The sequence below is a fragment of the Mesorhizobium vachelliae genome (assembly GCF_033977325.1).
In the GTDB taxonomy this organism is placed as follows: domain Bacteria; phylum Pseudomonadota; class Alphaproteobacteria; order Rhizobiales; family Rhizobiaceae; genus Mesorhizobium; species Mesorhizobium vachelliae.
In genome coordinates this window covers 159,185-184,125 of the sequence record NZ_JAVIIR010000009.1, presented here as the reverse complement: position 1 = coordinate 184,125, position 24,941 = coordinate 159,185, and the positions used below count along the sequence as shown (strand labels likewise).

At 63.8% G+C, this 24,941-nt stretch carries 22 protein-coding genes; 7 read left to right on the top strand and 15 right to left on the bottom strand.

The annotated features are described in order from the left end of the window. The first annotated feature begins 75 nt into the window (after window positions 1-75). The 5 genes from RFM41_RS20215 (at window position 76) to RFM41_RS20195 (ending at window position 2,661) form a co-directional block, all read left to right on the top strand. Window positions 76-687 (top strand): sulfite oxidase-like oxidoreductase, encoded by a 612-nt coding sequence (locus RFM41_RS20215; protein ID WP_320250348.1) that lies wholly within the window; start codon window positions 76-78, stop codon window positions 685-687. A gap of 25 nt (window positions 688-712) precedes the next feature. Beyond that, a complete protein-coding gene (locus tag RFM41_RS20210) occupies window positions 713-1,459 on the top strand; it encodes a ferredoxin reductase (RefSeq protein WP_320250350.1) in 747 nt (248 codons plus the stop codon). Between the two features lie 145 nt (window positions 1,460-1,604). Then, complete coding sequence (locus RFM41_RS20205) at window positions 1,605-1,775, top strand: hypothetical protein (protein WP_320250352.1); 171 nt, start codon at window positions 1,605-1,607, stop codon at window positions 1,773-1,775. A 375-nt stretch (window positions 1,776-2,150) separates the two neighbouring features. Beyond that, window positions 2,151-2,357, top strand: a complete 207-nt coding sequence (locus tag RFM41_RS20200) for a DUF680 domain-containing protein (protein ID WP_320250353.1) — start codon at window positions 2,151-2,153, stop codon at window positions 2,355-2,357. Between the two features lie 70 nt (window positions 2,358-2,427). After that, a complete protein-coding gene (locus RFM41_RS20195) occupies window positions 2,428-2,661 on the top strand; it encodes a DUF680 domain-containing protein (RefSeq protein ID WP_320250354.1) in 234 nt (77 codons plus the stop codon). 74 nt (window positions 2,662-2,735) lie between these two features. Here the strand turns inward: RFM41_RS20195 and RFM41_RS20190 are convergent, their stop codons facing one another. From RFM41_RS20190 to RFM41_RS20170, 5 genes are all read right to left on the bottom strand, one after another. After that, on the bottom strand, window positions 2,736-3,848 hold the full coding sequence (locus RFM41_RS20190; protein ID WP_320250355.1) for an ABC transporter ATP-binding protein: 1,113 nt from the start codon (window positions 3,846-3,848) through the stop codon (window positions 2,736-2,738). 36 nt (window positions 3,849-3,884) lie between these two features. After that, window positions 3,885-5,549 (bottom strand): beta-galactosidase BglA, encoded by a 1,665-nt coding sequence (gene bglA, locus RFM41_RS20185; RefSeq protein ID WP_320250356.1) that lies wholly within the window; start codon window positions 5,547-5,549, stop codon window positions 3,885-3,887. Window positions 5,550-5,553: 4 nt separating this feature from the next. Then, complete coding sequence (locus tag RFM41_RS20180) at window positions 5,554-6,708, bottom strand: carbohydrate ABC transporter permease (protein ID WP_320250357.1); 1,155 nt, start codon at window positions 6,706-6,708, stop codon at window positions 5,554-5,556. Window position 6,709: 1 nt separating this feature from the next. Then, window positions 6,710-7,723 carry a carbohydrate ABC transporter permease gene (locus tag RFM41_RS20175; RefSeq protein WP_320250358.1) on the bottom strand — a complete coding sequence of 338 codons (1,014 nt, stop codon included), beginning with the start codon at window positions 7,721-7,723 and terminating at the stop codon, window positions 6,710-6,712. A 166-nt stretch (window positions 7,724-7,889) separates the two neighbouring features. Continuing rightward, entirely contained in the window at window positions 7,890-9,245 is a 1,356-nt protein-coding gene (locus RFM41_RS20170; protein WP_320250359.1) for an ABC transporter substrate-binding protein, read from the bottom strand. Between the two features lie 361 nt (window positions 9,246-9,606). Here RFM41_RS20170 and RFM41_RS20165 point away from each other — a divergent pair, with 361 nt between their 5' ends. Together RFM41_RS20165 and RFM41_RS20160 are read left to right on the top strand one after the other, a co-directional pair. Next, window positions 9,607-10,629 carry a substrate-binding domain-containing protein gene (locus tag RFM41_RS20165; protein ID WP_320250360.1) on the top strand — a complete coding sequence of 341 codons (1,023 nt, stop codon included), beginning with the start codon at window positions 9,607-9,609 and terminating at the stop codon, window positions 10,627-10,629. Between the two features lie 144 nt (window positions 10,630-10,773). Next, window positions 10,774-12,120 carry an NAD(P)/FAD-dependent oxidoreductase gene (locus RFM41_RS20160; RefSeq protein ID WP_320250594.1) on the top strand — a complete coding sequence of 449 codons (1,347 nt, stop codon included), beginning with the start codon at window positions 10,774-10,776 and terminating at the stop codon, window positions 12,118-12,120. A 53-nt stretch (window positions 12,121-12,173) separates the two neighbouring features. On the opposite strand, the gene RFM41_RS20155 is transcribed toward RFM41_RS20160, so the two are convergent. The 10 genes from RFM41_RS20155 to RFM41_RS20110 all read right to left on the bottom strand — a co-directional run bounded on the left by RFM41_RS20155 (window position 12,174) and on the right by RFM41_RS20110 (window position 24,941). Then, complete coding sequence (locus RFM41_RS20155; RefSeq protein ID WP_320250362.1) at window positions 12,174-13,625, bottom strand: S8 family serine peptidase; 1,452 nt, start codon at window positions 13,623-13,625, stop codon at window positions 12,174-12,176. Continuing rightward, window positions 13,615-14,280 (bottom strand): anti-sigma factor, encoded by a 666-nt coding sequence (locus RFM41_RS20150; RefSeq protein WP_320250363.1) that lies wholly within the window; start codon window positions 14,278-14,280, stop codon window positions 13,615-13,617. Before RFM41_RS20150 ends, RFM41_RS20155 begins: the two co-directional genes overlap by 11 nt. Then, complete coding sequence (locus tag RFM41_RS20145; RefSeq protein WP_320250364.1) at window positions 14,277-14,843, bottom strand: sigma-70 family RNA polymerase sigma factor; 567 nt, start codon at window positions 14,841-14,843, stop codon at window positions 14,277-14,279. Before RFM41_RS20145 ends, RFM41_RS20150 begins: the two co-directional genes overlap by 4 nt. 152 nt (window positions 14,844-14,995) lie before the next feature. After that, entirely contained in the window at window positions 14,996-15,835 is an 840-nt protein-coding gene (locus RFM41_RS20140; RefSeq protein WP_320250366.1) for an alkaline phosphatase family protein, read from the bottom strand. A gap of 76 nt (window positions 15,836-15,911) precedes the next feature. After that, complete coding sequence (locus RFM41_RS20135) at window positions 15,912-17,501, bottom strand: ABC transporter substrate-binding protein (protein WP_320250368.1); 1,590 nt, start codon at window positions 17,499-17,501, stop codon at window positions 15,912-15,914. 120 nt (window positions 17,502-17,621) lie between these two features. Beyond that, complete coding sequence (locus RFM41_RS20130; RefSeq protein ID WP_320250370.1) at window positions 17,622-19,277, bottom strand: ABC transporter ATP-binding protein; 1,656 nt, start codon at window positions 19,275-19,277, stop codon at window positions 17,622-17,624. Then, on the bottom strand, window positions 19,277-20,098 hold the full coding sequence (locus tag RFM41_RS20125) for an ABC transporter permease (protein WP_320250372.1): 822 nt from the start codon (window positions 20,096-20,098) through the stop codon (window positions 19,277-19,279). Before RFM41_RS20125 ends, RFM41_RS20130 begins: the two co-directional genes overlap by 1 nt. A 58-nt stretch (window positions 20,099-20,156) precedes the next feature. Continuing rightward, window positions 20,157-21,116: an ABC transporter permease gene (locus tag RFM41_RS20120; RefSeq protein ID WP_320250374.1), complete on the bottom strand. Its 960-nt coding sequence runs from the start codon at window positions 21,114-21,116 to the stop codon at window positions 20,157-20,159. A gap of 101 nt (window positions 21,117-21,217) precedes the next feature. Continuing rightward, window positions 21,218-22,807, bottom strand: a complete 1,590-nt coding sequence (locus RFM41_RS20115) for an ABC transporter substrate-binding protein (protein ID WP_320250376.1) — start codon at window positions 22,805-22,807, stop codon at window positions 21,218-21,220. A 148-nt stretch (window positions 22,808-22,955) separates the two neighbouring features. After that, window positions 22,956-24,941, bottom strand: a complete 1,986-nt coding sequence (locus tag RFM41_RS20110; RefSeq protein WP_320250378.1) for a CocE/NonD family hydrolase — start codon at window positions 24,939-24,941, stop codon at window positions 22,956-22,958.

The following is a 24,941-nucleotide window of genomic DNA, read 5'->3' as shown; positions in this document are numbered from 1 at the left end:
AAGATTTCGGTTGCCCCTGAAGTCGTCTTCGAGAACACTCCCCGCATCGTTCCACCAGTGCAGGAGGGCGTCTCGATGGTCACGCGCGGCTTCTTTTCCCGACGGCGTCCTCCTTCCGACACCGACGCGCGCATTCCGCCGGGCCAGTATCTGGAACAGGGTTTCCCGGTTCTCTCGGCCGGGCCGACGCCGCGGGTGCGTACCGAGGACTGGTCCTTCACCCTCAAGCAGGGACCGCGACCGCTCAAGAAATGGAACTGGGCCGAATTCAACGCCCTGCCGCAAAGCAAGATGACGCGCGACATCCATTGCGTGACGGCCTGGACCAAGTTCAACACGCCCTGGCAAGGCGTGATGATCGACGACATCCTCGCCGATGCCGGCATCGAGCCGCCGACGGCTTACACGCTGGCGCTGTCCTTCGACGGTTATTCCACCAATGTGCCGACCAAGGACCTCGTCACTGGCAAGGCGATGGTGGCGCTGCTCTATGAAGGCAAGCCGATCACTTCAGATCATGGCGGGCCGGCGCGGCTTCTGGTGCCGCATCTCTATTTCTGGAAATCGGCCAAATGGGTGAACGGGCTGCAGTTCACCGACCGCGACGAACCGGGTTTCTGGGAGCTGCGCGGCTATCACATGTATGGCGACCCCTGGCGCGAGCAGCGCTATTCCAGTGACCCGTGAGGGCGCGACCTGTGAGCAGCAATCGATGAGAGCCGAGCCGTCGCCGCAATCGCCCTGGCAGGCCGCCACGATCACCCGCATCGAAAAGCGCACGCCGCGCGTCACCAGCTTCTGGTTCCAGCCGTCGCGGCCCTTCGCCCATCTGGCGGGGCAGCATGTCGACATCAGGCTGACGGCGCCGGACGGCTATCAGGCTCGCCGTTCCTATTCCATCGCTTCGGCGCCGGAAGCAGGTGGTGGTATCGAGCTGGCGATCGAGCGGCTCGACGACGGCGAGGTCTCACCCTTCTTCCATGATGTGGCGGCCGTCGGCGACGAGATCGAGCTGCGCGGGCCGCTGGGCGGCCATTTCATCTGGGAGGAGAGCGACGGCGGGCCGATCCTTCTGGTCGGCGGCGGCTCGGGCGTCGTGCCGCTGATGGCGATGGTGCGCCATCGCGCGTTGCGCAACAATGCGGTGCCCGTTGCGCTGGTGTTCTCGGCGCGGGTCTGGGACGAGGTGATTTTTCGCGATGAGCTGATCGGCCTCGATGATCGCCGCGACGGGTTCGATCTGGTGCTGACGCTGACCCGCGAGCCGGCGAGGCGCCCCTCCGACTATTCCCGGCGCGTCGACGCCCGCATGATGGTGCAAGCCGTCGAGCGCCTGCCGAAGGCGCCGAGGCTCGCTTATGTTTGCGGCTCGAACGCGTTCGTCTCGGCCGCCGCCGATGCCCTGATCGGCGCCGGCGTTCCGGCGGGGGTTATCCGCACCGAGCGCTATGGGGTTTGAAAGAAGCCCGCGCCAGCCGGTCGGAGAAAATCTTGCCGAAACAAGCTGGAAAGGCAGCGCGCCATAGCGCCCGTCGCGCGTAGGCGTCATCGCGACCTTTCAAAGCATGTCTCCCGAAAGTGGGAACCGGTTTCGGAATAAAGACATGCGTGAAATCAAAACCCAAAGCGCATGGAGCGAATCTGAAAGATCGCGACGCGCTTTAGGGGTTCAATTCGCGGTCCAGGCCTCGATTTCCAGAACCGACAAGGAGATGGCTGCAACCTTTTCCGGCACGAACACCCCTTTGGCCTTCAGTTCTCAACATGGTTTCTGAAGCGAGCCGAATCGCCCTTCGGACAAGCGTGGAATGGTTAATAGTATCGAAAAGTGACTATTAGGAGATTCTAAAATCGAACTGAACGGTTCGTTTCTGTTGACGGTGCGTGCAGGACGGTGTGAACGCCGATACTCCGATACATTTGGTGAGCCAACTGACGAATTTGCATAACTGATTGATTTAATTCAATAAAAATAAAGTCATAGGCATGCTTATGAAAACTTCAAGATGCGGATTCATGGTCCAGACGGAAAAACTTCGTGATTGGAATCCGGCAGTCGGCTCACCCAAATCAGCGTTGTCCGAACGACGCGATTTCATTCCCAAGACACGCCGCTAGACGGACGGAATAAAGATACTGGAGTAGCAAAAATGAAAAAGATTGTTCTCACTGCCGCAGCCCTTCTGGCAATTTCCGGCAGCGCCTTTGCTGGTAGCGACAATTATGGTTCGCAGGCTGCCAATCCGCCGGCCGCGACGGTCGATTCTTCGTACACGGCTTCGGTGAAGAAGTCGGGGCCGGCGACGCAGGATCCCGCCAAGACGGGCGCAGACCACAACCTTTTCGGCAACAACTAACAGCCGATTCCGGACAGGCGGCGGGTTCGCTCGCCGCCTTGTTCCGACATGAAATTCAGGAGTACTGAAAGTGAAGAAGATCGTTCTTGCCACCGCGGCCTTGATGGCCGTTTCTACGGCTGCTTTTGCAGGCAGCGACAACTACAACAATGGCGGCGTCAACCAGCCGGCCCCGGCCGTGGACACCACGCGCACCTCGTCGATCGGCGTCGACTCGACGACTTATAAGCTGCTGAACTCGTCGCGTGACGTGCAGAAGACCGCCCCGCAGGGCAGCGACCGCGACCACTTCGGCAACCACTAACAGCCGACTGCGATTAAAATAAAAGCGGCGGGCCTCGGCCCGCCGCTTTTATTTGCGGTAGCGGCTCGGCGCCCTCAGGCCGCCTTCGCCTCCTCGCGGTGCAGCGTGAAAGAATGGCCGTCGGCGTCGAATATATGCAGATCGCCGGCGCTGGCGTTGAGCCGCAGCGTCTCGCCGCGCTTGACCTCGACATTGCCCGGCAGCTTGGCCACCAGCGGCAGGTCGGTGCGGCCGATATCGACATAGACGAGCTGAACCTCGCCGAGCTGCTCGATATAATCGACCTTGCCTTCGAACAGATAGTCCGTGCCGGTCGCGATCGCGAGATCCTCCGGCCGCACGCCGAAGCTGACCGCCGCGCCGCTCGCCGAGGCAGGCGTCGCGATCGGGACCGTCGCCTTGCGATCGCCGACATGGCTGACCACGGTCGAACTGCCGGCTTTCTCGATCTTTGCCGGCAATATGTTCATCGCCGGCGAACCGATGAACTGGGCGACGAACAGATTGCCTGGGCGCTTGTAGAGCTCCATCGGCGTGCCCACCTGCTCGACGCGGCCTTCCTTCAGCACCACGATGCGGTCCGCCAGCGTCATCGCCTCGACCTGGTCGTGCGTGACGTAGATCATGGTCGTGTTGGGCATCGATTCCTTCAGCTTGGCGATCTCGATGCGGGTGGCGACGCGAAGTGCCGCGTCGAGATTCGACAGCGGCTCGTCGAACAGGAACACTTTCGGGTTGCGCACGATGGCGCGGCCGATGGCGACGCGCTGGCGCTGGCCGCCCGACATCGCCTTGGGCAGGCGGTCGAGATATTTGGTCAGCTGCAGGATCTCCGCCGCCTGGCGCACGCGCTTGTCGATCTCGGCCTTGCTTTCCTTGCCGATCTTCATCGAGAAGGCCATGTTGTCGTAGACCGTCATATGCGGATAGAGCGCATAGGACTGGAACACCATGGCGATGCCCCGCTTCGACGGCGGCACGTCGTTCACCACCTCGCCGTCGATCTTCAGCTCGCCCGAGGTGATCTCCTCGAGGCCGGCGATCGACCTCAGCAAGGTCGACTTGCCGCAACCCGACGGACCGACAAAGACGATGAATTCGCCCGATTTGATGTCGAGGTCGATGCCGTGGAGAATGTTGAGGTTGCCGTATGATTTCTTCACCTGGTTGAGCGTGACATCGGCCATGTTTTCTCTTCTCCCGTTGATCTCTGTTTTTGAAGTTCAGTCGATGCGTCCGAACCAGGCGCCGTAGCCGCCGAGGCGGACCGGCCCATTGCCAGTCTGTCCCGAAAAGCCATGCCCGGGCAAGGGTTGCAGCGCGCCTTTGCCGAGATCGACCTCGGCAGGCTTGCTGCCCAGGTTGAAGGCGCAGACGATCCGCTCATTGCCTTCTCGGCGGGTGAAGGCGACGGTGTCGCCATCGCTTTCGATGAAGTCGATGTCGCCCTTGGCCAGCGCCGGATGCTGGCGCCGGAAGGCGAGGAAGCGCCGATAATGCTCAAGCAGCGAGCTTGTATCGCCCTGTTGCACATTGACGGCCTGCGACAGGTGCTTGCCCGGCACCGGCAGCCAGGGTTTTGCGGTCGAGAAACCGCCATTCTTGGCGGCCGCGTCCCACACCATCGGCGTGCGGCAGCCGTCGCGACCCTTGAACTCCGGCCAGAAGCGGATGCCATAGGGATCCTGCAAGTCCTCGAACTTCAGCTCCGCCTCGCCAAGGCCGAGCTCTTCGCCCTGATAGATGCAGACCGAGCCGCGCAGCGACATCAGAAGCGCCGAGATCACCTTCAGATAGGCGGTCGGATCCGCCTCGTTGGCAGCCCAGCGCGAGGCGACCCGCATCACGTCATGGTTGGAGAAAGCCCAGCACGACCAGCCGTCGCTGGCGACCCGGCCGAAGGCTTCCAGCACCGCGCGTACTTTCGCCGCGCTGATCTTCTCCGGCGCCAGGAAGTCGAAGGAATAGCACATATGCACGCGCTTGCCGTCGGCGGTGTAGGCGGCGACCACCTCGAGGCCGCGCTGGGAATCGCCCACCTCGCCGACAGCGGCCTGCGCCGGATACTCGTCGAGCAGCGCGCGGAAGCGCTCCAGGAAGCCGAGATTCTCCGGCCGGCTCTTGTCGTAGATATGGTCCTGGTAGTTGTACGGATTGACCGCCGGCGCGGTCTGGTCGTTGCGCTGTTCCGGCGGCAGCGGCGGATTGTCCTCCAGCCCCAGGCTGTGGAAGTAGAAATTGATCGTGTCGAGGCGGAAACCGTCGACGCCGCGTTCCAGCCAGAAGCGGGTGATGTCGAGCAGCGCGTCCTGGACTTCGCCGTTGTGGAAGTTGAGATCCGGCTGCTCGGCGAGGAAATTGTGCATGTAATATTGCTGGCGGCTGGTGTCCCACTGCCAGGCCGAGCCGCCGAAGATCGACAGCCAGTTGTTGGGCGGCGTGCCGTCGGGCTTGGCGTCGGCCCACACATACCAGTCGGCTTTCGCATTGTTGCGGCTGGAACGGCTTTCCTTGAACCAGGGATGGATGTCGGCGGTGTGTGACAGCACCTCGTCGATCATCACCTTGAGGCCCAGCCGATGGGCTTCCGTCACCAGCGCGTCGAAATCGGTGAGCGTGCCGAACATCGGATCGACGTCGCAATAGTCGGATACGTCGTAGCCGAAATCCTTCATCGGCGATTTGAAGAAAGGCGAGATCCAGATGGCGTCGACGCCGAGCGAGGCGATGTAGGGCAGCCGCTGAACGATGCCCTTCAGGTCGCCGATGCCGTCATCGTTGGAGTCCTGATAGGAGCGCGGATAGATCTGGTAGATCACCGCGCCCCGCCACCAGTCGCGATCGATCGCGGGGTCTGGTCTCGAAGTCGCCTTCAAAGCCGATTGCATGTCTTCAACCTCCTTTCACCGAGCCGGCAAGCAGCCCGCGGACGAAATAGCGCTGCAGCGAGAAGAACACGATCAGCGGTACGATGATGGTGATGAACGCCGATGTCGTCAGGATCTCCCAATTGCCGCCGCGCGAGCCGAGCAGCGCGTTGAGCTTGGCCGTCAGCACGATCTGGTCGGGCGCCGTGCCGAGGAAAACCATCGCCACCAGCAGATCGTTCCATACCCACAGGAACTGGAAGATGGCGAAGGAGGCAAGCACCGGGAAGGACAGCGGCAGCACGATCTTGACGAAGATCTCAAAATCGCTGGCGCCGTCGATGCGCGCCGATTCCATGATCTCGCGCGGCAGGCCGGCGATGTAGCTCCTGAGCAGGTAGATGGCGAAGGGCAGGCCGAAGCCGGTATGCGCCAGCCAGATGCCGAGATAGGTCTTGGACGGCACGCCGAAGAACGTACCGACGCCGTTATAGAGCCTGAGCAGCGGGATCAGCGACATCTGCAGCGGCACCACGAGCAGGCCGATGATGACCGCGATCAGCAGCGCCCGGCCGGGAAAACGCATCCAGGCCAGCGCATAGGCCGCGAAAGCGGCGATCAGGATCGGGATCACGGTCGCCGGAATGGTCACCGTCAGCGAGTTCATGAAGGAGCGGCCAATGCCTTCCGAGAACAGCACGGCATTGTAGTTCTCCGTGGTGAATTTCGGCGGCGCCGAAGAGGCGAAATAGACGCGCTGGCCGCGGTCGCCCTCGAAGGCCTTCGGTGAGGACAGCACGAAGCCGCCGTCGGCATTCATCTGCAGGGTGGCACCGTCATTGAGGTCGGCAACCGAACCTGCCTTGTACTGCGTCGGCGCGGAAGATTTCACGCCGAAGGCGCTGATCTCGCGCTTGGGGCCATCGCCGAAGATGTTGCCCTCGATGACGTATTTTCCGTCCTTCTGGGTTTGCGCCGACGCGCCGGGCAACCGTCCCGCCTCGCTCTGGCTGGAACTGGCGAAGGCGTTCCACCAGCCCGACGCGATGATCTGGTCCTTGTCGCGCAGCGACGAGACGAGGATGCCGAGGGTGGGGATGGTCCAGATCGCCACGAAGACGAGCACGGCGATATGGACGCCGAAACGGCCGACAAAGGACTTTCCGGTCTTGGTCGCCATCTCAGTGCCCTCCCGTCTCTTTGTTGGCCTGGCGGATGTTCCAGACCATGATCGGAATGACCGCGATCATGATGATGATGGCGATGGTCGCGCCGCGGCCGAAATCGCCGCCGCCGCGGAACATCCAGTCGAACATCAGATTGGCGAGCACCTGGCTGTTCCACTGGCCGTTGGTCATGGTCAGCACGATGTCGAACACTTTCAGCACCAGGATGGTGATGGTGGTCCACACCACCGCGATCGTGCCCCAGATCTGCGGCACCATGATCTTCCAGAAGATCTGGAACGGGTTGGCGCCGTCGATCACCGCCGCCTCCAGCGTCTCTTCCGGGATGCCGCGCAGCGCCGATGACAGGATCACCATGGCGAAGCCGGTCTGGATCCAGATCAGGATCACCATCAGGAAGAAATTGTTCCAGAACGGCAGCGATATCCACACCTGCGGCTGGCCGCCGAAATACTGGATGATGGCGTTGAGCAGGCCGATCTGCACCTGGCCCTCGCCGCGATACTCGTAGATGAACTTCCAAATCACGCTGGCGCCGACGAAGGAGATCGCCAGCGGCAGGAAGATCAGGCTCTTGGCGACGGTGCCCCACCAGATCTTGTCCGTGAGCACGGCGATGATCAGGCCGAGGAAGGTGCAGGCCGCCGGCACCACGGCGAGCCACAATATGTTGTTGAGGATCGAGTTGCGCAGATCGTGGTCGCCGGCCGCCCATTCGTAATTGGCGAGCCCGACGAAGCTGGTGCCGCCGCGGTCGAAGAAGGAGAGCCACAGCGTGGCGATCACCGGGTAGATCAGATAGACGGCAAGGATGATCAGCGCCGGGCCGACGAACAGCCACGGCCGCACATATCCCTGCCGGCGCAGATTGTTGATGGCGGCGGCGCCGGATACCCCGCGTGAGGGCAAGATGAGGTCGAGCAGTCTGTTGGCGCCCCAGAAATAGGCGACACAGCCGCCGACGCCGATGATGATGACGAATATGGCCGAGAAAATCTGAGCCGCCATGGGTCCCTCTCCCTGCGCATGACCGGCCAGCCGGGGCTGGCGATCGGATGCACCGACTTTCGGTTATTCGGAACAATCGAAACGCGAAGGCTTCCGGCGTTGATTGCCGGTCGGACCCGGGCCGTAGCCCGGATCCAGGTGGAGGATGAGGAGGATTTCAGGACGCTTACTTGATGCCGTCCCAGCTTTTCTGGATGTCGGCGGCGACGTCCTTTGCCGGCTTGCCGCCGACCAGGTCGACCATGCCGGTCCAGAACGAGCCCGCGCCGATCTTACCGGGCATCAGGTCGGATCCGTCGAACCGCACCGTCGTTGCGCCGACCAGGATCTCGCCCTGCTTCTTCAGCGCCTCGCTGCCATAGGCGTCCTTGTTGGCCGCCTTGAAGGGGGTGACGAAGCTCTTCTGCGCCATCCACAATTCATGCGCGAGCGGCATCTCGAGGAACTTGATGAATTCGCGTGAGGCCTTGGAATCCTTGGTGATCATCACCAGCGTTCCGGCCACCTCCAGCGGCGTGCCCAGTTCCGGCTTGGAGGCGTAAGGCGGGTAGGGGAAGAAGTCGGCGTCCTGGCCGAGCTTCACATTTTCCGGGAAGAAGGACGGGATGAACGAGGCCTGATGGTGCATGTAGCACTTGGGCGGCACGGTGAAGAGGCCTTTCGGGCTGTCGCGGAAGTCGGTCGCTGCGACCGCCTTGGCGCCGCCGTCCACCATCTTGTCGTCGGTGGCGATCTTGCCGAAGATGTCGATGGCGTTGACCACGGCCGGATCGGTGAACGGGATCTCGTTCTTCACCCACTTGTCGTAGACCTCGGGCGGCTGCGTCCGCAGCATGATGTCCTCGACCCAGTCGGTCGCCGGCCAGCCGGTGGCGCCGCCGGAACCGAGGCCGATGCACCAGGGCTTGCCGCCATTGGCGATGATCTTCTTTTCGAGATCGGCGAGTTCTTCCTGGGTCTTCGGCACCTTGTAGCCGGCCTCGTCGAAATTGTCGGGCGAGTACCAGACCAGCCCCTTCACGTCGATCTTGTAGGGGAAGGCGTAGAAACCGGGCTTGCCGTCTTTGCCGTTGTAGGTGCCGAGCTTGGCCCAGGAGTCGCCGGCGGCGTAATTTTCCTTGATCCAGGCGGCGACGTCGTCGCCGAGCGGGGTCAGCACGCCCTTGGAGGCGAGATCCTGGATGAGGCCAGGCTGCGGCAGGACGGCGATGTTGGGCGGGCTGCCGGCCTGGGTGTCGATGACGATCTGCTGCTCATAATTTTCGGACGAGGAATATTTGACCTCGGCGCCGGTCGCTTCCTGGAAATAGTCGAGAACCGAGCGCACAAGCGTCTCGTCCTCGCCGCGCCACGGCCCGAAGATCGTCAGCGTCTCGCCCTTGAGGTCGACCTTCTTGAGGTCGTCGTAGTTCGCCCAATGAAACTTCGAATCCTCGCCCGGCTTGAATTTCAGCTCGGCTTGCGCCGGCAGGCTGAGGGTGAGTGCAGCGAACGCCGCACCCAAGAGAAGCATTTTCTTCATCGCAAATCCTCCCAGTGGTCACAAACAGGACGAAACCTCCATTTCGTCCGCCGACGCCCGCGGAACTGTGACTCAGCGAAAGGGCAACCGCAACCTTTCGAAGAGGCTTCCAAAGCGCTTTGGCTATTTTGATCTCGCCATTGAATCGCCTGGAAGTCAAGTGGGTGAGTTCATTAATCGATTTAAGTCGCTCGAGATTGAACGAGAAAAGTGCACTGCAGCATGCTTTTTTGGCGCTGCAGCAGCAATTTTGCTTCAAACGGCGCTGATAGGCCTTTAAAGTTGGGCAATGCTTGGCGGCCCTGCCAACAATCATCGGATCGATTCAAATTTGAAAGCGCTTTGAGGCTGGAGGCCTCCGATGAACCTCAAGCAACTCTCGCATATGCTGTCGCTCTCACAGACCACGGTGAGCCGGGCGCTGAACGGCTATCCCGAGGTCAATGAGGAAACCCGGCGCCGGGTGATGGATGCCGCCAAGCGCCATGGCTACCGGCCGAACCCTAGCGCGCGCCGGCTCGCCACCGGCAAGTCGGGCATGATCGGCTATGTGCTGCCGACGGGTGCCGCCGTCGACATCGATCCGCATTTCGTCGAATTCCTTTCGGGCCTTGGTGACTATGCCCGCGCGCATGAGCTCGACCTCGTGCTTTCGCCCGCCGATGCCGACGACGAGGAAACGACCTACCGGCGCATCGTCGCCAACCGGCAGGTCGACGCCGTCTACCTCTCCTCGCCGCGTCCGGCCGACAAGCGGCTGGCCCTGGTCAACACGCTGGGCATCCCCTTCATCGTCCATGGCCGCAGCGAGGGCTTCGACTTCGACTATCCCTATCTCGACATCGACAATGAGGGCGCCTTCCATGAAGCGGCGCGGCTGCTGGTCCAGCTTGGCCACAAGCGCCTGGCGCTGATCAACGGCAACGAGCGCGAGACCTTCGCCATCCACCGTGAGCGTGGCGTGCGCCGCGCGCTCGCCGCGAGCGGGCTGACGCTCGGCGAACGCCACGTCCGTTCGGTGACCATGACCGAGGAAAACGGCTACCGCGCCGCCCGCCGGCTGCTCGAGCAAGACGAGCCGCCGACCGCGATCGTCTGCTCCAGTCTCATCATGGCGCTCGGCGTGGTGCGCGCCGTGCGCGACCTCGGCCTGACCATTCCGGGCGACCTGTCGCTGGTCGCCCATGACGACGTCTTCCCCTGGCTGCGGCCGGAGAATTTCCCGGTGCCGCTGTCGACCACGCGCTCCTCCATCCGCCTTGCCGGCGCCCGCGTCGCCGAACGGCTCGCGGCACGGATATCGGGACTGGAAGAGGGCGCGCGCGGCGAAGTCTGGCCGGTGGATCTGGTGGTCCGAGGGTCGGTGGCCGGAGCGCCGGTATAGGGCCGGACCCACAGCTTCGCCGACTATCCGTTTCCGGGCCCCTTTTGCTGTCGTGGGACAACGGTCCGCCTTCGGCTGCTCCTGATGTTGGACGGTGACAACCGGTAAGTCAGAACCATCAACCAGTCCTTGCGGGTGCGCCATTTGCCCACATTCCCGTTCACCGAAGCGGATCCAATCCAATACCCTGGGCCTCCGCCGAAGACGTCGCAGGTGGTGATTGTCGGCGGCGGCATCGTCGGCGTGACCACGGCCCTGTTCCTTGCGGCCCGGAACATTTCTGTGACGCTGCTGGAGAAAGGCCGCGTCGCGGCCGAACAGTCCTCGCGAAACTGGGGCTGGATCAGAAAGCAGGGACGGGACGCGGATGAGCTGCCGATCGTTATCGAGGCTTGCCGTCTGTGGCGGCAGCTGGCCGATGAGTGCGGCGAAGACATCGGGCTGAACCAGACAGGCGTGACCTACCTGGCGAACGCCGACAAGGACATGGCCAAGTTCGAAGAGTTCATGAGGATCGCCACGACCCATGGGCTCGACACGCGCCTCCTGGATGCCCACGAGACCGCAAAACTCATCACCGGCATGTCGCGCAAGTTCGCGGGCGCGATGACGACGCCCTCCGATATGCGCGCGGAGCCTTGGTTGGCGGTGCCGGCGCTCGCCAGGCTTGCCGTGCGAAAAGGCGCCAAAATCGTCGAGAATTGCGCGGCGCGGGCCCTCGACATCGCGGCCGGCAGGATCAAGGGTGTGTGGACCGAGGCGGGATATATCGAGACCTCCACCGTGCTGGTCGCGGGCGGCGCCTGGTCGTCCCTGTTCCTGGCGAGGCACGGCGTATCGATCCCCCAGCTCAGTGTCAGGGTGACCGTGGCCGCAACGGAGCCCTTGCCCGAGATCTATGCAGGCGCGGCCGCCGACGACCACATCGCCTTCAGGCGCAGGCAGGATGGCGGATACACGCTCGCCGCGGGCGGCAGCCACTTGCTTTACCTTGGGCCTGACGCATTCCGGCGCGCCACCAAGTATATCCCCGCTCTCAGGGACAATCTGTTCGGAACACGCTATTTCCCGTTCGCGCCATCGGGCTACCCCGATGGCTGGTCGACTCCGCGCGATTGGGCGCCGGATTCAGAGAGTCCTTTCGAGAGAATGCGGGTGCTCAACCCAGCCCCTGAACCAGCCAAGCTTCGTTCGATCGAGCGCAATTTCAAGCAGCTCTTTCCACAGTTCGACAAAGCTCGCTTGAAGGTCGGCTGGGGCGGTATGATCGACGCCATGCCCGACGTCGTCCCCGTCGTGGACCTGGTGCGGGCAGTCGGCGGTCTTTTCGTCGCGACCGGAATGTGCGGCCACGGATTCGGCATCGGGCCCGGCATGGGTCGCGTCGTCTCCGACATGATCCAGGGAAACGACACCGGGCACGACCTAAGCCGTTTCCGCCTGTCGCGTTTCTATGATGGAAGCCCCGTCCGGCTAGGTCCGGCGCTTTAAATGTGCAACTGGCCACACCCATCTCGGCAATTGGGATAGCCGACTGCCTGGACTCACTCTTTCGCCGCTTCGGCCGCCCTGATGTCCAGCAACCCATAGCCGAAGTCATTGTCCCGCCCCTTCGGGCCGAGATCCTTGGCGGTTGCCGCGAGCGCCTTCTCGATGTCGTCGGCTGAGCGCTCGGGCGCGACATGGATCAAATTGGCGATGGCGCCGGACACGATCGCGGCGGCGAAGGAGGTGCCGGTCACCACGTCCGACCCTGCGCCGCTCGGCGCCACCATCTCGACGCCCGGCGCCGAGATGAACACATAGGCGCCGCGATTGGCCTGCGGCATCAGCCCGTCCTTGGCGTCGGTGGCGGTCACCGCGATCACGCCGTCGAAAGCAGCCGGATAGCCATAAGGCGCTTTTGGCCCGTTGTTGCCGGCCGCCGCCACCAGCACCATGCCCATCGCCCGCGCATTGCGGCAAGCGACGCCGAGCAGATCATTCTTCGGTCCGACGAAGCTCATATTGATGATGCGCACATTCTGCTCCGCCGCCCAGTCGAGCGCCGAAAGGATGATGTCCATCGTTGACTTGCCGCCTTCGAAGGCGCGCGCATGATAGATCCTGGCGCCGGGCGCCATGCCTTCCAGCGGACCCACGCCTGCGATCAGCCCGTCGACCGAGGTGCCGTGGTCGCGCTTCTCGATCGGCACGTTGGGCATGGCGTCATACTGGTCGGCGATGACGCTGGCGAGCGCCGGGTTGGTGTCGTCGATGCCGGTGTCGATGACGGCGACGCGCACATTCTCGCCACTCGCCTGTTTCGAATCGAGCGCGATGCGATCGAAGGCATAGTTCACGATGCCGGCCGCCTGCTGCAGCGTGTAGATATGGTTTGGCTCGCGCCGCTGTGTGCGGCCGTCCGCGGCAAGCTGCGCCAGCACCACGCCGACGGGCCGTCCGTCGGTGATGCCGAAGCGCGCCAAGGTCGTGCCGAGCAGCCGCGACTGGCGCTGCGAGCGCACCTGGAGGCCAAAGGAATTGGCGATCCGCTGCACCACGCCGGCATCGCCGTTGACTGTCACCAGCACCTCGTCGGGCACGAATTCACCGGCAATCGCGCGCGGCGGCTCGGCCAGGTTGAGGCCCTGAGGCACCGTGACGGGTCCGCTCGGCGCCGGAGCGGGTGGCCGCGTGTTGCCGGACCCGTTCGACGATGATGTGCCGTTGGACGGAGCGGGCGTTTGTGGGGCCGCCGGCGCCGGCGAGTTCGGAAAGAGATCGACGATCAGCGCCGGCAGGAACACCGCGCCGCTCGTGGCCGCGCTAGGCGTTCCTTCGCCATTCTTGGCGCCGCCGTCCTTGTCGCAGCCGCCGCCCGCCGCTGTCTTGCGGTTCAAACAGTCGATCTGCTTTTGCGACAGGTTGGGGTCGTTGGTCTGCGCAAATGCGGGCGCGGCGGCAAGGGCCGCCGCGAGGATCACCGCATGAAGAATGACCGCCTTAGCCGCCATCGGCCGGTTTCCTTCCCTGCACCACAGCATCCGTGAAAGGCTGGGCGGCAATAAGGCTGACCAGCTTGTCATAGTCGGCTGCTGTGTTGGCCGGAATCGTCAGGTGGAACACGCCATCGGCGGTCGGGCCGCCGGCTATCTTCAGCCCGTTCTGGCCAAGGAAGGCGGCGATATCGGCCATCCTGGCGTCTGGTTTGAACTTCACCAGCGCGAAAGGCAGCTTCGCCAGATCGTCCTGGGCGCCGGCCACCTCGAAGTCGTTGCCCTTGCCGCCCGGCCGTTCGAAGGACTGCACGATGACCAAGGCGAGCAGCGCCGCGGCCGCCGCCCAGGCGACGCCGGCGGGCATCGCCGTCACCCGGCCGAAGACTTTCGCCAGCCAGGATTGGCCGGGCGCGCGCACGGGGCCCGCCTGGGCGTCGAGCGCCCTGGTGAAGCGGCTCAGCGCATCGGCCGGCGGGCGGATCGCCTCGTTGGCGGCGGCGGTGCCGGAAAACTCGGCCTCGGCCTCGCCAAGGGCGGTAAGCGCCGCCGGATCGGTGGCCAGCCATTCCTCGACGGCTTCCAGCTCGGCGCCTTCCAGCGAGCCGTTCAGATAGAACGGCAGCAGCGTCTCCATCTCGTCGCGGCGCGACATCTTTTCAGCGGCGCTCATGGCCACCCCCTGTCGTAACCGGCGGCCTTGAGGGCCTCGCCGAGTTTCTTGCGGGCGTAGAACATCCTGGTCTTGACGGTCGCGACCGGAATGCCGAGCACCTCGCCGATCTCGGTCACGGACTGGCCATGGTAATAGGCAAGGTCGATCACCGTGCGGTGTTCCTCGGCCAGGGCATCGACGAAGCGGCGCAAGGCGGCGGCCTTGTCCTCCTTCATGGTCACGACTTCCGGCGTGTCGGCGCCGTCGGGAACCTGCGCCGCGTCGTCGTCGTCGATCCAGTCTTCCTTTTTCTTGCGCAGCATGGACAGCGCCTTGAAGCGGGCGATGCCGAGCAGCCAAGTGGAAACCTCAGAGCGGCCCTCGAAGGCGGGCGCCTGTTTCCACAGCTCCAGAAAGACCTCGTTCGCGATATCGTCGGCCGTCATTTCCGATCCCGTCTGGCGCGCCACGAAGCGGTAGATCCGCGCGTGGTGACGCATGAACAGGAGCCGAACGGCGGCCCGGTCGCCCTTCGCGACCCGGTTTACAAGCGCGCGATCGGTTTCGGTCGCCGCATTCATGGCCGGTCGAGCCGCCTGGCTCCTCGAAGCTCTGTCGCTGATCGGACCAAAAAGGTTCACCCTCCGCCAAGGATTTTCGGAGGCTAACCGAAGAAAGTGGGCCTTGCCAGAGGGTAGGGCTCCCCCGCAAGGGGAGAAGGGGAAGATGGCGCTTACCCCAGAAACACCTTGGCCTTCATCGTCCCCGGTATTTCCACCCCAAGCCGGCTCAGCACCGTCGGCGCGAGCTGCAGCTGGTCGAGCAGCGTATCGGGCTCAGGCCCCTTGGCCGGCCCGAAATAATAGAGCGCGAAATCCTGCATCTCGTCGTCATGGCCGCCATGGTGGCCGCGGTCGGTCTGGCCGTGGTCGGCCGTCACGATCACTTCATAGCCGGCTTTGCGCCACTGCGGCAGGAAGGCGGCGAGCATGCCGTCCATGGCGTAGCACGCGTTGTCCATCTCGTGGCAGTCATGGCCGAAACGATGGCCCATCGAGTCCAGCGTGCAGGTGTGCAGGATGCCGTAGTCGATGCCATGGCGCTTCGCCAGCATGGTCAGCGTCGCGAACAGGTCAACGTCGCTCGGCGTCATCTGGTTCTTGAGATTGTAGCCGGTCATGGTGTGGAAGCGGCCATGCGTGATCGGTCCGCTTGGGTCGTCGAATTCCATGTCCTCGACAAGGTCGAACGGATAGGCGCGGAAGAATTCCGACCAGTAGGAATGGGTCACGGCACCCGTCTTGCCGCCGGCCTTGCTCACTTCCGAAAAAATATCCGGCTGCGTGACGCGAAAGCGGCTCTCGTTGGAAAGAATGCCGTGCACCTGCGGCGTGACCCCGGTGTGGATCGAGGCGTAGCAGCAGGCGGAGGTCGACGGCAGCACCGAGCGCATCCGCCAGACCTGCGCCTCGCCGGACTGCGCCCAGCCCTCGAGATTGCCCATCAGCCGGCGCCAGTTCCGGTAGGGCACGCCGTCGAGGATAATGAGCAGCAGTTTGGATTTGAGCGCCACGGAAGGGTTCCTGTTCCTCGAAACAAAAGCGCCGCGTGTCGCGCGGACACGCGGCGCTGCTTTGGATAGCCCGATATCAGGCGCTCAGCCAGCATTCGTTAAGCGCATAGCCGTCCATCATCTCGCCGTTCGGGTTCTTCACCCAGCCGCCGACCTTCTTGGTGTTGGCGGCATCGACGAACTGGTTGAAGAAGGGCACGATCAGGCCGCCTTCGTCGCGCATCAGCATCGCCATGTCGCGATAGATCGCCTTGCGCTTCGCCTGGTCCAGCTCGGCGCGGGCCGTGTAGAGCATCTTGTCGAATTCCGGCCGCTTGAAGCGCGTGTCGTTCCAGTCGGCGGTCGACAGATAGCCGGTGGAATACATCTGGCCCTGTGTCGGCCGGCCGCCCCAATAGGAGAGCGAGAAGGGCTGCTTGTTCCAGACTTCCGACCAGTAGCCGTCGCCCGGCTCGCGCTTGATCTCGATCTTTATGCCGGCCTTGGCGCAGCTCTGCTGGTAGAGCTGTGCCGCGTCGACCGCGCCGGGGAAGGCGACATCCGAGGTGCGCAGCAGGATCGAGCCGCTATGGCCCGACTTCTTGTAGGCCGCAGCCGCCTTTTCGGGATCGAATTTGCGCTGCTCGATGTCAGAGGAAAACAACGGATAGGCTTCGTTGATCGGGAAGTCGTTGCCGACCGAGCCGTAGCCGCGCAGGATCTTGTCCAGCATCTCCTCGCGGTCCATGGCGAGCTTCAACGCCATCCTGAGGTCGTTGTTATCGAAGGGCGCGGTGTCGCAGAACATGTTGAACGGGTAGTAGCCGCGCCCCGCCACGTTCTCGATGCTGACGCCCGGCATGCGTTTCACCAGATCGACCACCTTCGGCTCGACACGGTTGATGAGATGCACCTGGCCGCCCTGCAGCGCCGCAAGCCGGGCTGTCGGATCATTGATGACGACGATCTCGATCTGGTCGGCGTGCCCGGCCTTGTCGCCGCGCCAGTAATTGGCGAAGCGCTCGCCGCCATGCTTCACGCCGGGCTGGTTGACGGTGACCTTGTACGGACCGGCGCTGATGCCGGCATTCGGATTGTCCTTGCCGCCATTCGGCTGGATGACGAGGTGGTAGTCGGCCATCAGATAGGGGAAGTCGGCATCGGCGTCGCCGAGCGTGACCACCACTTCCTTGCCGCTCGCCTTGATGGTCTTGATGCCCTTCAGCACGCCGAGCGCGCCGGATTTGGACTTCTCGTCGGCGTGGCGTTCGAGCGTCGCGGCCACGTCTTCCGCCGTCACCGTCTTGCCGTTGTGGAATTCGATGCCGTTGCGGATCTTCATCGTCCACGTCTTGGCGTCAGCCGAGGCGCCGATCTCCTCAGCAATCAGGTTCTCGACGCTGCCGTCGGGCGTCAGCCGCACGAGGAATTCGCCCCACTGCTTGCAGAAGCTGTAGGTCACCTGGCTGAGATTCAGCGCCGGGTCGAGGCTGTTGGTCGATTCACCGCCCTGCAAGCCGGCCTTGATGATGCCGCCCTTGACCGGCGTCGCGGCGAAAGCCTTGCCGGCAAGCGTCGTCGCCAGCGCCGCCGAAGCGCCGAGCGCCGCTGCGCGGCCGAGGAAATCGCGGCGCGAGATCCTGCCCTTGCCAGCGAGTTCGCTGAGATGGTCGAGTTCCGTCTGCATGTCCTGCCCCCTTTTCGAGATTGATTTTTCGGTGCGAGCCCTACCCGCCCGCAGCGATCTTTCCCGTTCCCTGTTGCAGCCACATGACAGCCGTCGCCTCGGAGGCAGACTTTTCGTGGGCTAATTTCCGGCGCTTTCCATGCGCCGGCCCTTGATCGCCTTCTCCAGCCAGCCGATCTCCATTTCCGGCACGGAGGACAAGAGCAGGTCCGTATAGGCGTCGAAGGGCGGCGTCAGCACCTTGCTCTTTGAGCCGTAGCGCACCACCTCGCCGCGATACATGACCGCGATCGAATCGGCGATCGACTTCACCGTTGCCAGGTCATGCGTGATGAACAGATACGCGACCTTTTCGTGCTGCTGCAGGTTCAGCAAAAGCTTGAGGATGCCGTGGGCGACGAGCGGGTCGAGCGCCGACGTCACCTCGTCGCAGATGATCAGCTTCGGCTTGGCGGCGAGCGAGCGGGCGATGCAGACGCGCTGCTTCTGGCCGCCGGACAGTTCGGCCGGATAGCGGTCGACGAAACCCTTGCCCATCTCGATCTCGTCGAGCAGCTCGGCCACGCGCTTGTCGCGCTCGCGTCCCTTCATGCCGAAATAGAATTCCAGCGGCCTGCCGATGATGGTGCCCACCGTCTGGCGCGGGTTCATCGCCACGTCGGCCATCTGGTAGATCATCTGCAGCTGGCGCAGATCCTCCTTGGGCCGGTCGGCCAGCCTGTTGGCGAGCGGCCTGCCGTCGAAGGTGACGGTGCCCTGCTCGGGCGGCAAAAGGCCGGTGATGGCGCGCGCCAGCGTCGACTTGCCGGAGCCGCTCTCGCCGACCACGGCCAGCGTCTGTCCCGGATAGATGTCGACCGAGACGTTCTTCAGCACCTTCACATGGCCGCCGCCATAGGCGGCGGTCACGTTCTTCACCGACAGGAACGGCGTTGCGCCGGGCTGCTGTTCCTGGTGCTCGATCTCATGCACCGAGACCAGCGCGTTGGTGTATTCCTGGCGCGGCTCCTTGATGATCTGCCGCGTGCCGCCCCACTCCACCAGCCGGCCATGGCGCAGCACCATGATCTCGTCCGACACCTGGGCGACGACGGCAAGATCGTGGGTGATGTAGAGCGCCGCGACATGCGTGTCGCGGATGGCGTCCTTGATCGCGGCAAGCACGTCGATCTGCGTCGTCACGTCGAGCGCCGTGGTCGGCTCGTCGAAGACGATAAGGTCGGGCTCCGAGCAAAGCGCCATCGCCGTCATCACGCGCTGCAGCTGGCCGCCGGAGACCTGGTGCGGATAGCGCTCGCCGATCGTTTCGGGATTGGGCAGGCTGAGCTTCTTGAACAGCGCAACGGCTCGCTTCTCGGCCTCGGCGCGGGTCGCGGTGCCGTGCAGCATGGCCGCCTCGACCACCTGGTCGATCAGCTTGTGCGCCGGGTTGAAGGCGGCGGCCGCCGATTGCGCGACATAGCAGACCTCGCGTCCGCGCAATGCCCGCACGCCTTTCGGCCCGGCTTTCAGGATGTCACGCCCGTTGAGGATCACCTCGCCGCCGGTGATGCGCACGCCGCCGCGGCCATAGGCCATGGACGACAGGCCGATGGTCGATTTGCCGGCTCCGGATTCGCCGATGAGACCGAGCACCTTGCCCTTCTCGAGCGTCAGCGAGACGTCGTGGACCAGCGTGATTGTCTTCGGCGCTTCGCCCGGCGGGTAGACAGTCGCCTCGATGCGCAGATTGCGGATATCGAGGAGCTTGCCTGAATTTGCCTTGGTGTCTGCCATCAGCCGCGCCCTCCCTTCAGGCTCGTCGTGCGGTTGAGCACCCAGTCGGCGACGAGGTTGACCGAGATTGCCAGCACCGCGATCGCGGCCGCCGGGATCAGCGCCGCCGGAATGCCGAAGACGATACCGTCCTTGTTCTCCTTGACCATGCCGCCCCAGTCCGAATCCGGCGGCTGCACGCCGAGGCCGAGGAAGGACAGCGCCGACAGGAAGAGCACTGCGAAGATGAAGCGCACGCCAAGCTCCGCCACCAGCGGCGACAGCGCGTTGGGCAGGATCTCTCGGAAGATGATCCAGGTTTTGCCTTCGCCGCGCAGCTTCGCCGCCTCGACGAAGTCCATGACGTTGATGTCGACGGCGACGGCGCGTGACAGGCGGTAGACGCGGGTGGAGTCCAGAATGCCCATGACCAGGATCAGCGTCAGCGTGTTGGTTGGCAGCACCGACAGCACGACAAGGCCGAAGATCAGCGTCGGGATCGACATCAGCAGGTCGACGAAGCGCGAAAGCAGCGTGTCGAACCAGCCGCCGAAGACAGCCGCCGTGAAGCCGAGGATCGAGCCCAGCGAGAAGGACAGCGCCGTCGCCGCCACCGCGATCTCCATGGTGATGCGCGCGCCATAGATCATGCGCGAGACAAGGTCCCGGCCGAGATTGTCGGTGCCCAGCCAGTGCGCCGCCGACATAGGCTCCCACACGTCGCCGACGATCTCGCCATTGCCGTGCGGCGCGACCCAGGGCGCGAAGATGGCGCAGAACGCGAAAGCGCCGGTCAGGATCAACCCGATCCAGGCGGTGACTGGGATTTGTCGTAGCGCCATTCGCCTCAGTTCCCCTTCTGGTCGTCTTGCACCCGGCCCGTCATTTCGGATGCTCCCGTCACTTCGGATGTCTCAGCCGCGGATTGGCCACGATGGCGGCAATGTCGGCGACGATGTTGAGCGTGATGTAGACCGCGGCGAAGATCAGGCCGACAGCCTGCACCACCGGCACGTCGCGTTTGGCGACGTGGTCGACCAGATACTGTCCCATGCCCGGATAGACGAAGATCACCTCCACCACCACGACGCCGACGATGAGATAGGCGAGGTTGAGCATGACGACGTTGACCACCGGCGCGATCGCGTTCGGGAAAGCATGCTTGCGGATGATGTCGAAGGGCCTCAGCCCCTTGAGCTCAGCCGTCTCGATATAGGCCGACTGCATGACGTTGAGGATCGCCGCGCGCGTCATGCGCATCATATGGGCGAGCACCACCAGGGTGAGCGCGGTGGCCGGCAGCACCACGGCCTGCAGCCTTTCGAGGAAAGGCGTGGAGTCGTCCACCGTCGAGATGCTCGGGAAGATCTGCCAGTGCACGGCGAACACGAAGATCAGCACATAGCCGATGAAGAATTCCGGGAAGGATGTCGAGGCCAGCGCCAGGCCGGAGATCAACTTGTCGACGAAGCCGTTGCGATAGCGAACGGCAATGAGCCCAAGGATGATCGCCAGTGGCACCGCGACGATTGCCGCGCAGGCGGCCAGGAACAGCGTGTTCTTCAGCCGGGTGCTGATCGAGGTCGCAATGTCGAGCCCGCTCGACTGCGCCGTGCCGAAATCGCCATGCAGGATGCCCCACAGCCAGTGCACGTAGCGCAGCCATGCCGGGTCGTTGAGCCCAAGCTGGTCGCGCAGGTTCGCCAGCGCCTCCGGCGTTGCCGACTGGCCGAGGATCGCCTGGGCGACGTCGCCCGGCAGGATCTGCGTGCCGGCGAAGATCAGCACCGAAACGGCCAAAAGAAGAACCAGGCCCAGCAAGATACGCTGAGCGACCAATCTCAGGATCGGAGACGACATCGGCTACCCGCAATGGTGAAGAAGGGATGATACCCGCCGTTACCGGCGGGCCATGAAAGCCGGGAAGGGCCGACTCGCGCCGGCCCTTCCTTTGTCCTTCGTCAAGCCTGCAGCCAGCACTCGATCAGGGCATGGCCGTTGCTGAGTTCCTGCGCCGGATTGTCGACCCAGCCTTCGACGCCCTTGCCGGTCGCGTCGACGAACTGGTTGAAGAACGGCACGATCAGGCCGCCTTCGTCGCGCATGATCTCGCCCATGTCGCGGTAGATCTTCTTGCGCTTGGCTTCGTCAAGCTCGCCGCGTGCCGAAAGCACCATCTTGTCGAAGTCCGGGCGCTTCCAGCGGGTGTCGTTCCAGTCGGCGGTCGACAGATAGGCGGTCGAGTACATCTGGTCCTGGGTCGGACGGCCGCCCCAGTAGGAGAGCGAGAAGGGCTGCTTGTTCCAGACTTCCGTCCAGTAGCCGTCGCCGGGCTCGCGCTTGATCTCGATCTTGATGCCTGCCTTGGCGCAGCTCTGTTGATAGAGCTGGGCGGCGTCCACGGCGCCCGGGAAGGCGACGTCGGAGGTGCGCAGCAGGATCGAGCCGCTATGACCCGACTTCTTGTAAGCCGCGGCCGCCTTTTCCGGATCGAATTTGCGCTGCTCGAAATCGCCCGCAAACAGCGGGTAGGCCTTGTTGACCGGCATGTCGTTGCCGACCTCGCCGTAGCCGCGCAGGATCTTGGTCAGCATCTCCTCGCGGTCCATGGCGAGCTTCAGCGCCATCCTGAGGTCATTGTTGTCGAAGGGCGCGGTGTCGCAGAACATGTTGAACGGATAGAAGCCGCGGCCAGAGGCAGCGCGGATGGTGACGCCGGGCAGCCGCTTCACCAGATCGACGATCTTCGGCTCGACACGGTTGATCATGTTGACCTGGCCGCCCTGCAGCGCGGCCATGCGGGCGGTCGGATCGTTGATGACGACGATCTCGACCTGGTCGGCATGGCCGTATTTGTCGGCCTGCCAGTAATGATCGAAACGCGCGGCGGTGTGCTTCACGCCGGGCTGGTTGCCGGTGATCTTGTACGGCCCGGTGCCGATGCCGGCGTCCGGCTTGTCCATGCCGCCATTCGGCTGGATGATCAGGTGGTAGTCCGCCATCAGATAAGGCATGTCGGCGTTCGGGTCCTTCAGCGTGACCACGACATTGCCGCCATCGACCTTGATGGTGTCGATGCTCTTCAGGACGCCGAGCGCGCCCGACTTCGACTTCTCGTCGCTGTGGCGCTTCAGCGTCGCCACCACGTCATCCGGCGTCACTTCCTTGCCGTTGTGGAACTGGACGCCCTTGCGGATCTTCATCGTCCAGGTCTTGGCGTCCTTGGAGCTGCCGATCTCCTCGGCGATCAGATATTCGACGCCGCCGCCCGGCGCGAGCTCGACCAGCGTCTCGCCCCAGCACTTGCCGAAAGCGAACGGAACCTGGCTAAGGAAGGTCGCCGGATCGAGGCTGTTGGTGGATTCGCCGCCCTGCAGGCCGGCCTTCAGCGTGCCGCCCTTGACCGGGCCGGCAGCGCGCACGGCGCTGGAAAGCATCGAGTTGGCGACGGTGGCGGCGACGCCGAGCGCCGCGGCGCGACCGAGAAAATCGCGACGGCTGAGTTTTCCGGCCGCGACTCGCCGGCTGAGATAGTCAAGTTCGTTGGACATTATGGTTCCTCACTCTGGGTATCCGACCTTATGGTCGTTTCTTGCTATTGGAGGAGATAATGACCGTAAGGGAAAGCGGCAGGCAAGACCGAATGCGACATGCGGTGGCGTAAATCGCACGTCGCGTTTGGACCAATCTTGCCCCGACTCAAACCAGGGAGCGCGGAATTGCCTGCTCGAAGTCGCGTTCGAAGACCAGTTTTTCACCCTCATAGGCTTCGATTCTGGCGCTGACGATGAAGTTTGCGGCGTCCGACCGCATCCGGGCAAAGGTTTCGGTCCGCACCGACCATTCATTTCGCGACAAGGTCTGCGTCCAATGGGTCGCGCCAGTGGCCGACAGCGGATCGTCGGGATGGATCGTCCATGTCTCGCGCACGATGCTGCCATTGACCAGCCCATGGTCGAGATCGCGCACCGCGCCGAAATCGTCGGCTATGCAGAGCGTGACAAGGCCGGTCTTCTCGTCGCGGTCGACATGGCGTTCGGAATTCGCCGGCCGGATCGTCTCGGTCGCCCAGGGCGTCGCACCTTCCGGCTCGGGGAACGAAACCTCATTCCCTTTCGCCAGCGGCCGCAGCGGCAGCTTCAGCGTGGCCTTGGCAAGATCAAGCCGTACCGTCTCCGGCGAGGGCCAGATCATCGGCCAGTAGGCGGTCGAGACGGCGACGCGCAATTTATGGCCGGCCGGCACCCGGTAGGCGCACTGGTCGAGCACGACGCGTGCCGACACCGTCTCGCCCGGCACCAGCGCCTGCGGTAATTCATGCGAGTTGCGGTGGGTCAGATTGAGCACGCCGTAGGAGATCAGCTCCGAGGCGCCGTCGGGATGCACGTCGCAAAGGCGCACCGCGATATTGGCCTGGGGCCGGTCGGAGGCAAGCCGGATCTCGAGCTCCGGCGCGCCGACGATGTCGATCGCCGCGCCGAGCTCGGGCTGGTCGAAGCACACCGAAAGCGCGTCGTCGGGGCGTTGGTCGTCCGGCAGTTCCGGTCCGAAGGTGAAAGGAAAATATTCGCCGCCGGCAAGGCCGCAGGTCTGCGGCGAAGCGGCGATGGAGGGCTTGGCGCCCGCCGAAATGAGCTCGATCGCCTCAACTTTGATGTTTGAGGATGGCCATTCCTGTTCCGCCACCCAGCGGCCCGGTCGCTCGGGATGCCAGCGCGCCGGCCGCACGCTGTCCATGACATAGGCGCGGTAGTCCGGATCGGCCTCGACGCCGGTCGCAGCGCCCTTCAGCCAGCGGTCCCACCAGCGCAGCGCCTCCTGCAGGAAACCGATGGCCGGCTGCGGTCCGGCGTAATGCGGGTATTTGTGGATCCAGGGGCCGACGATGCCTTTGACCGGCGACTGGATGTTGGTGACGAGGTTGGAGATCGTGTTGCGGTAACCGTCGTGCCAGCCGCCGATCGACAGCACGGCCGCTTTGACGGCCGAAAAATCCTCGCAGATCGAGCCGCGCTTCCAATAGGCGTCGCGGTGCTGGTGGCTGAGCCACAGCGGCAACAGGAAAGGCTGGTTCTCCAGCCGGCTGAGCCACAAATCCCGCCAGCGATTGCCGCCGGCGATCGCCGGATCCGGCGGCCGTGACGAATAGGACAGCATCGTCGAGGCCCAGCCGAAATTTTCCAAGAGCAGGCAGCCGCCCTTGTAGTGGATGTCGTCGGCATAGCGGTCGACGGTCGAGCAGAGGCTGATCACCGCTTTCAGCGCTGGCGGCTGTTTCGCCGCCACCTGCAGGCAGTTGAAGCCGCCCCAGGAAATACCCATCATGCCGACATTGCCGTTGCACCAGGGCTGCGCCGCCGCCCAGGCGATGACGTCGCACGCATCCTGCAGTTCCTGCTCGGAATATTCATCGTCCATGAGCCCTTCGGAATCGCCATTGCCGCGCATGTCGACGCGGATCGAGGCGTAGCCGTGGCCGGCGAAATAGGGATGGGTGAGCTGGTCGCGGAAGATAGTGCCATCGCGCTTGCGGTAGGGCAGGTGCTCGAGGATCGCCGGCACCGGACTGTCCGTCGCGTCCACGGGCATCCAGATGCGCGCCGACAGCCGGCAGCCATCCGGCATGACGATACCCATATCGGGAAATTCGACGACCTTGCGGGGGAATTCAGTGACGGTTTTCAT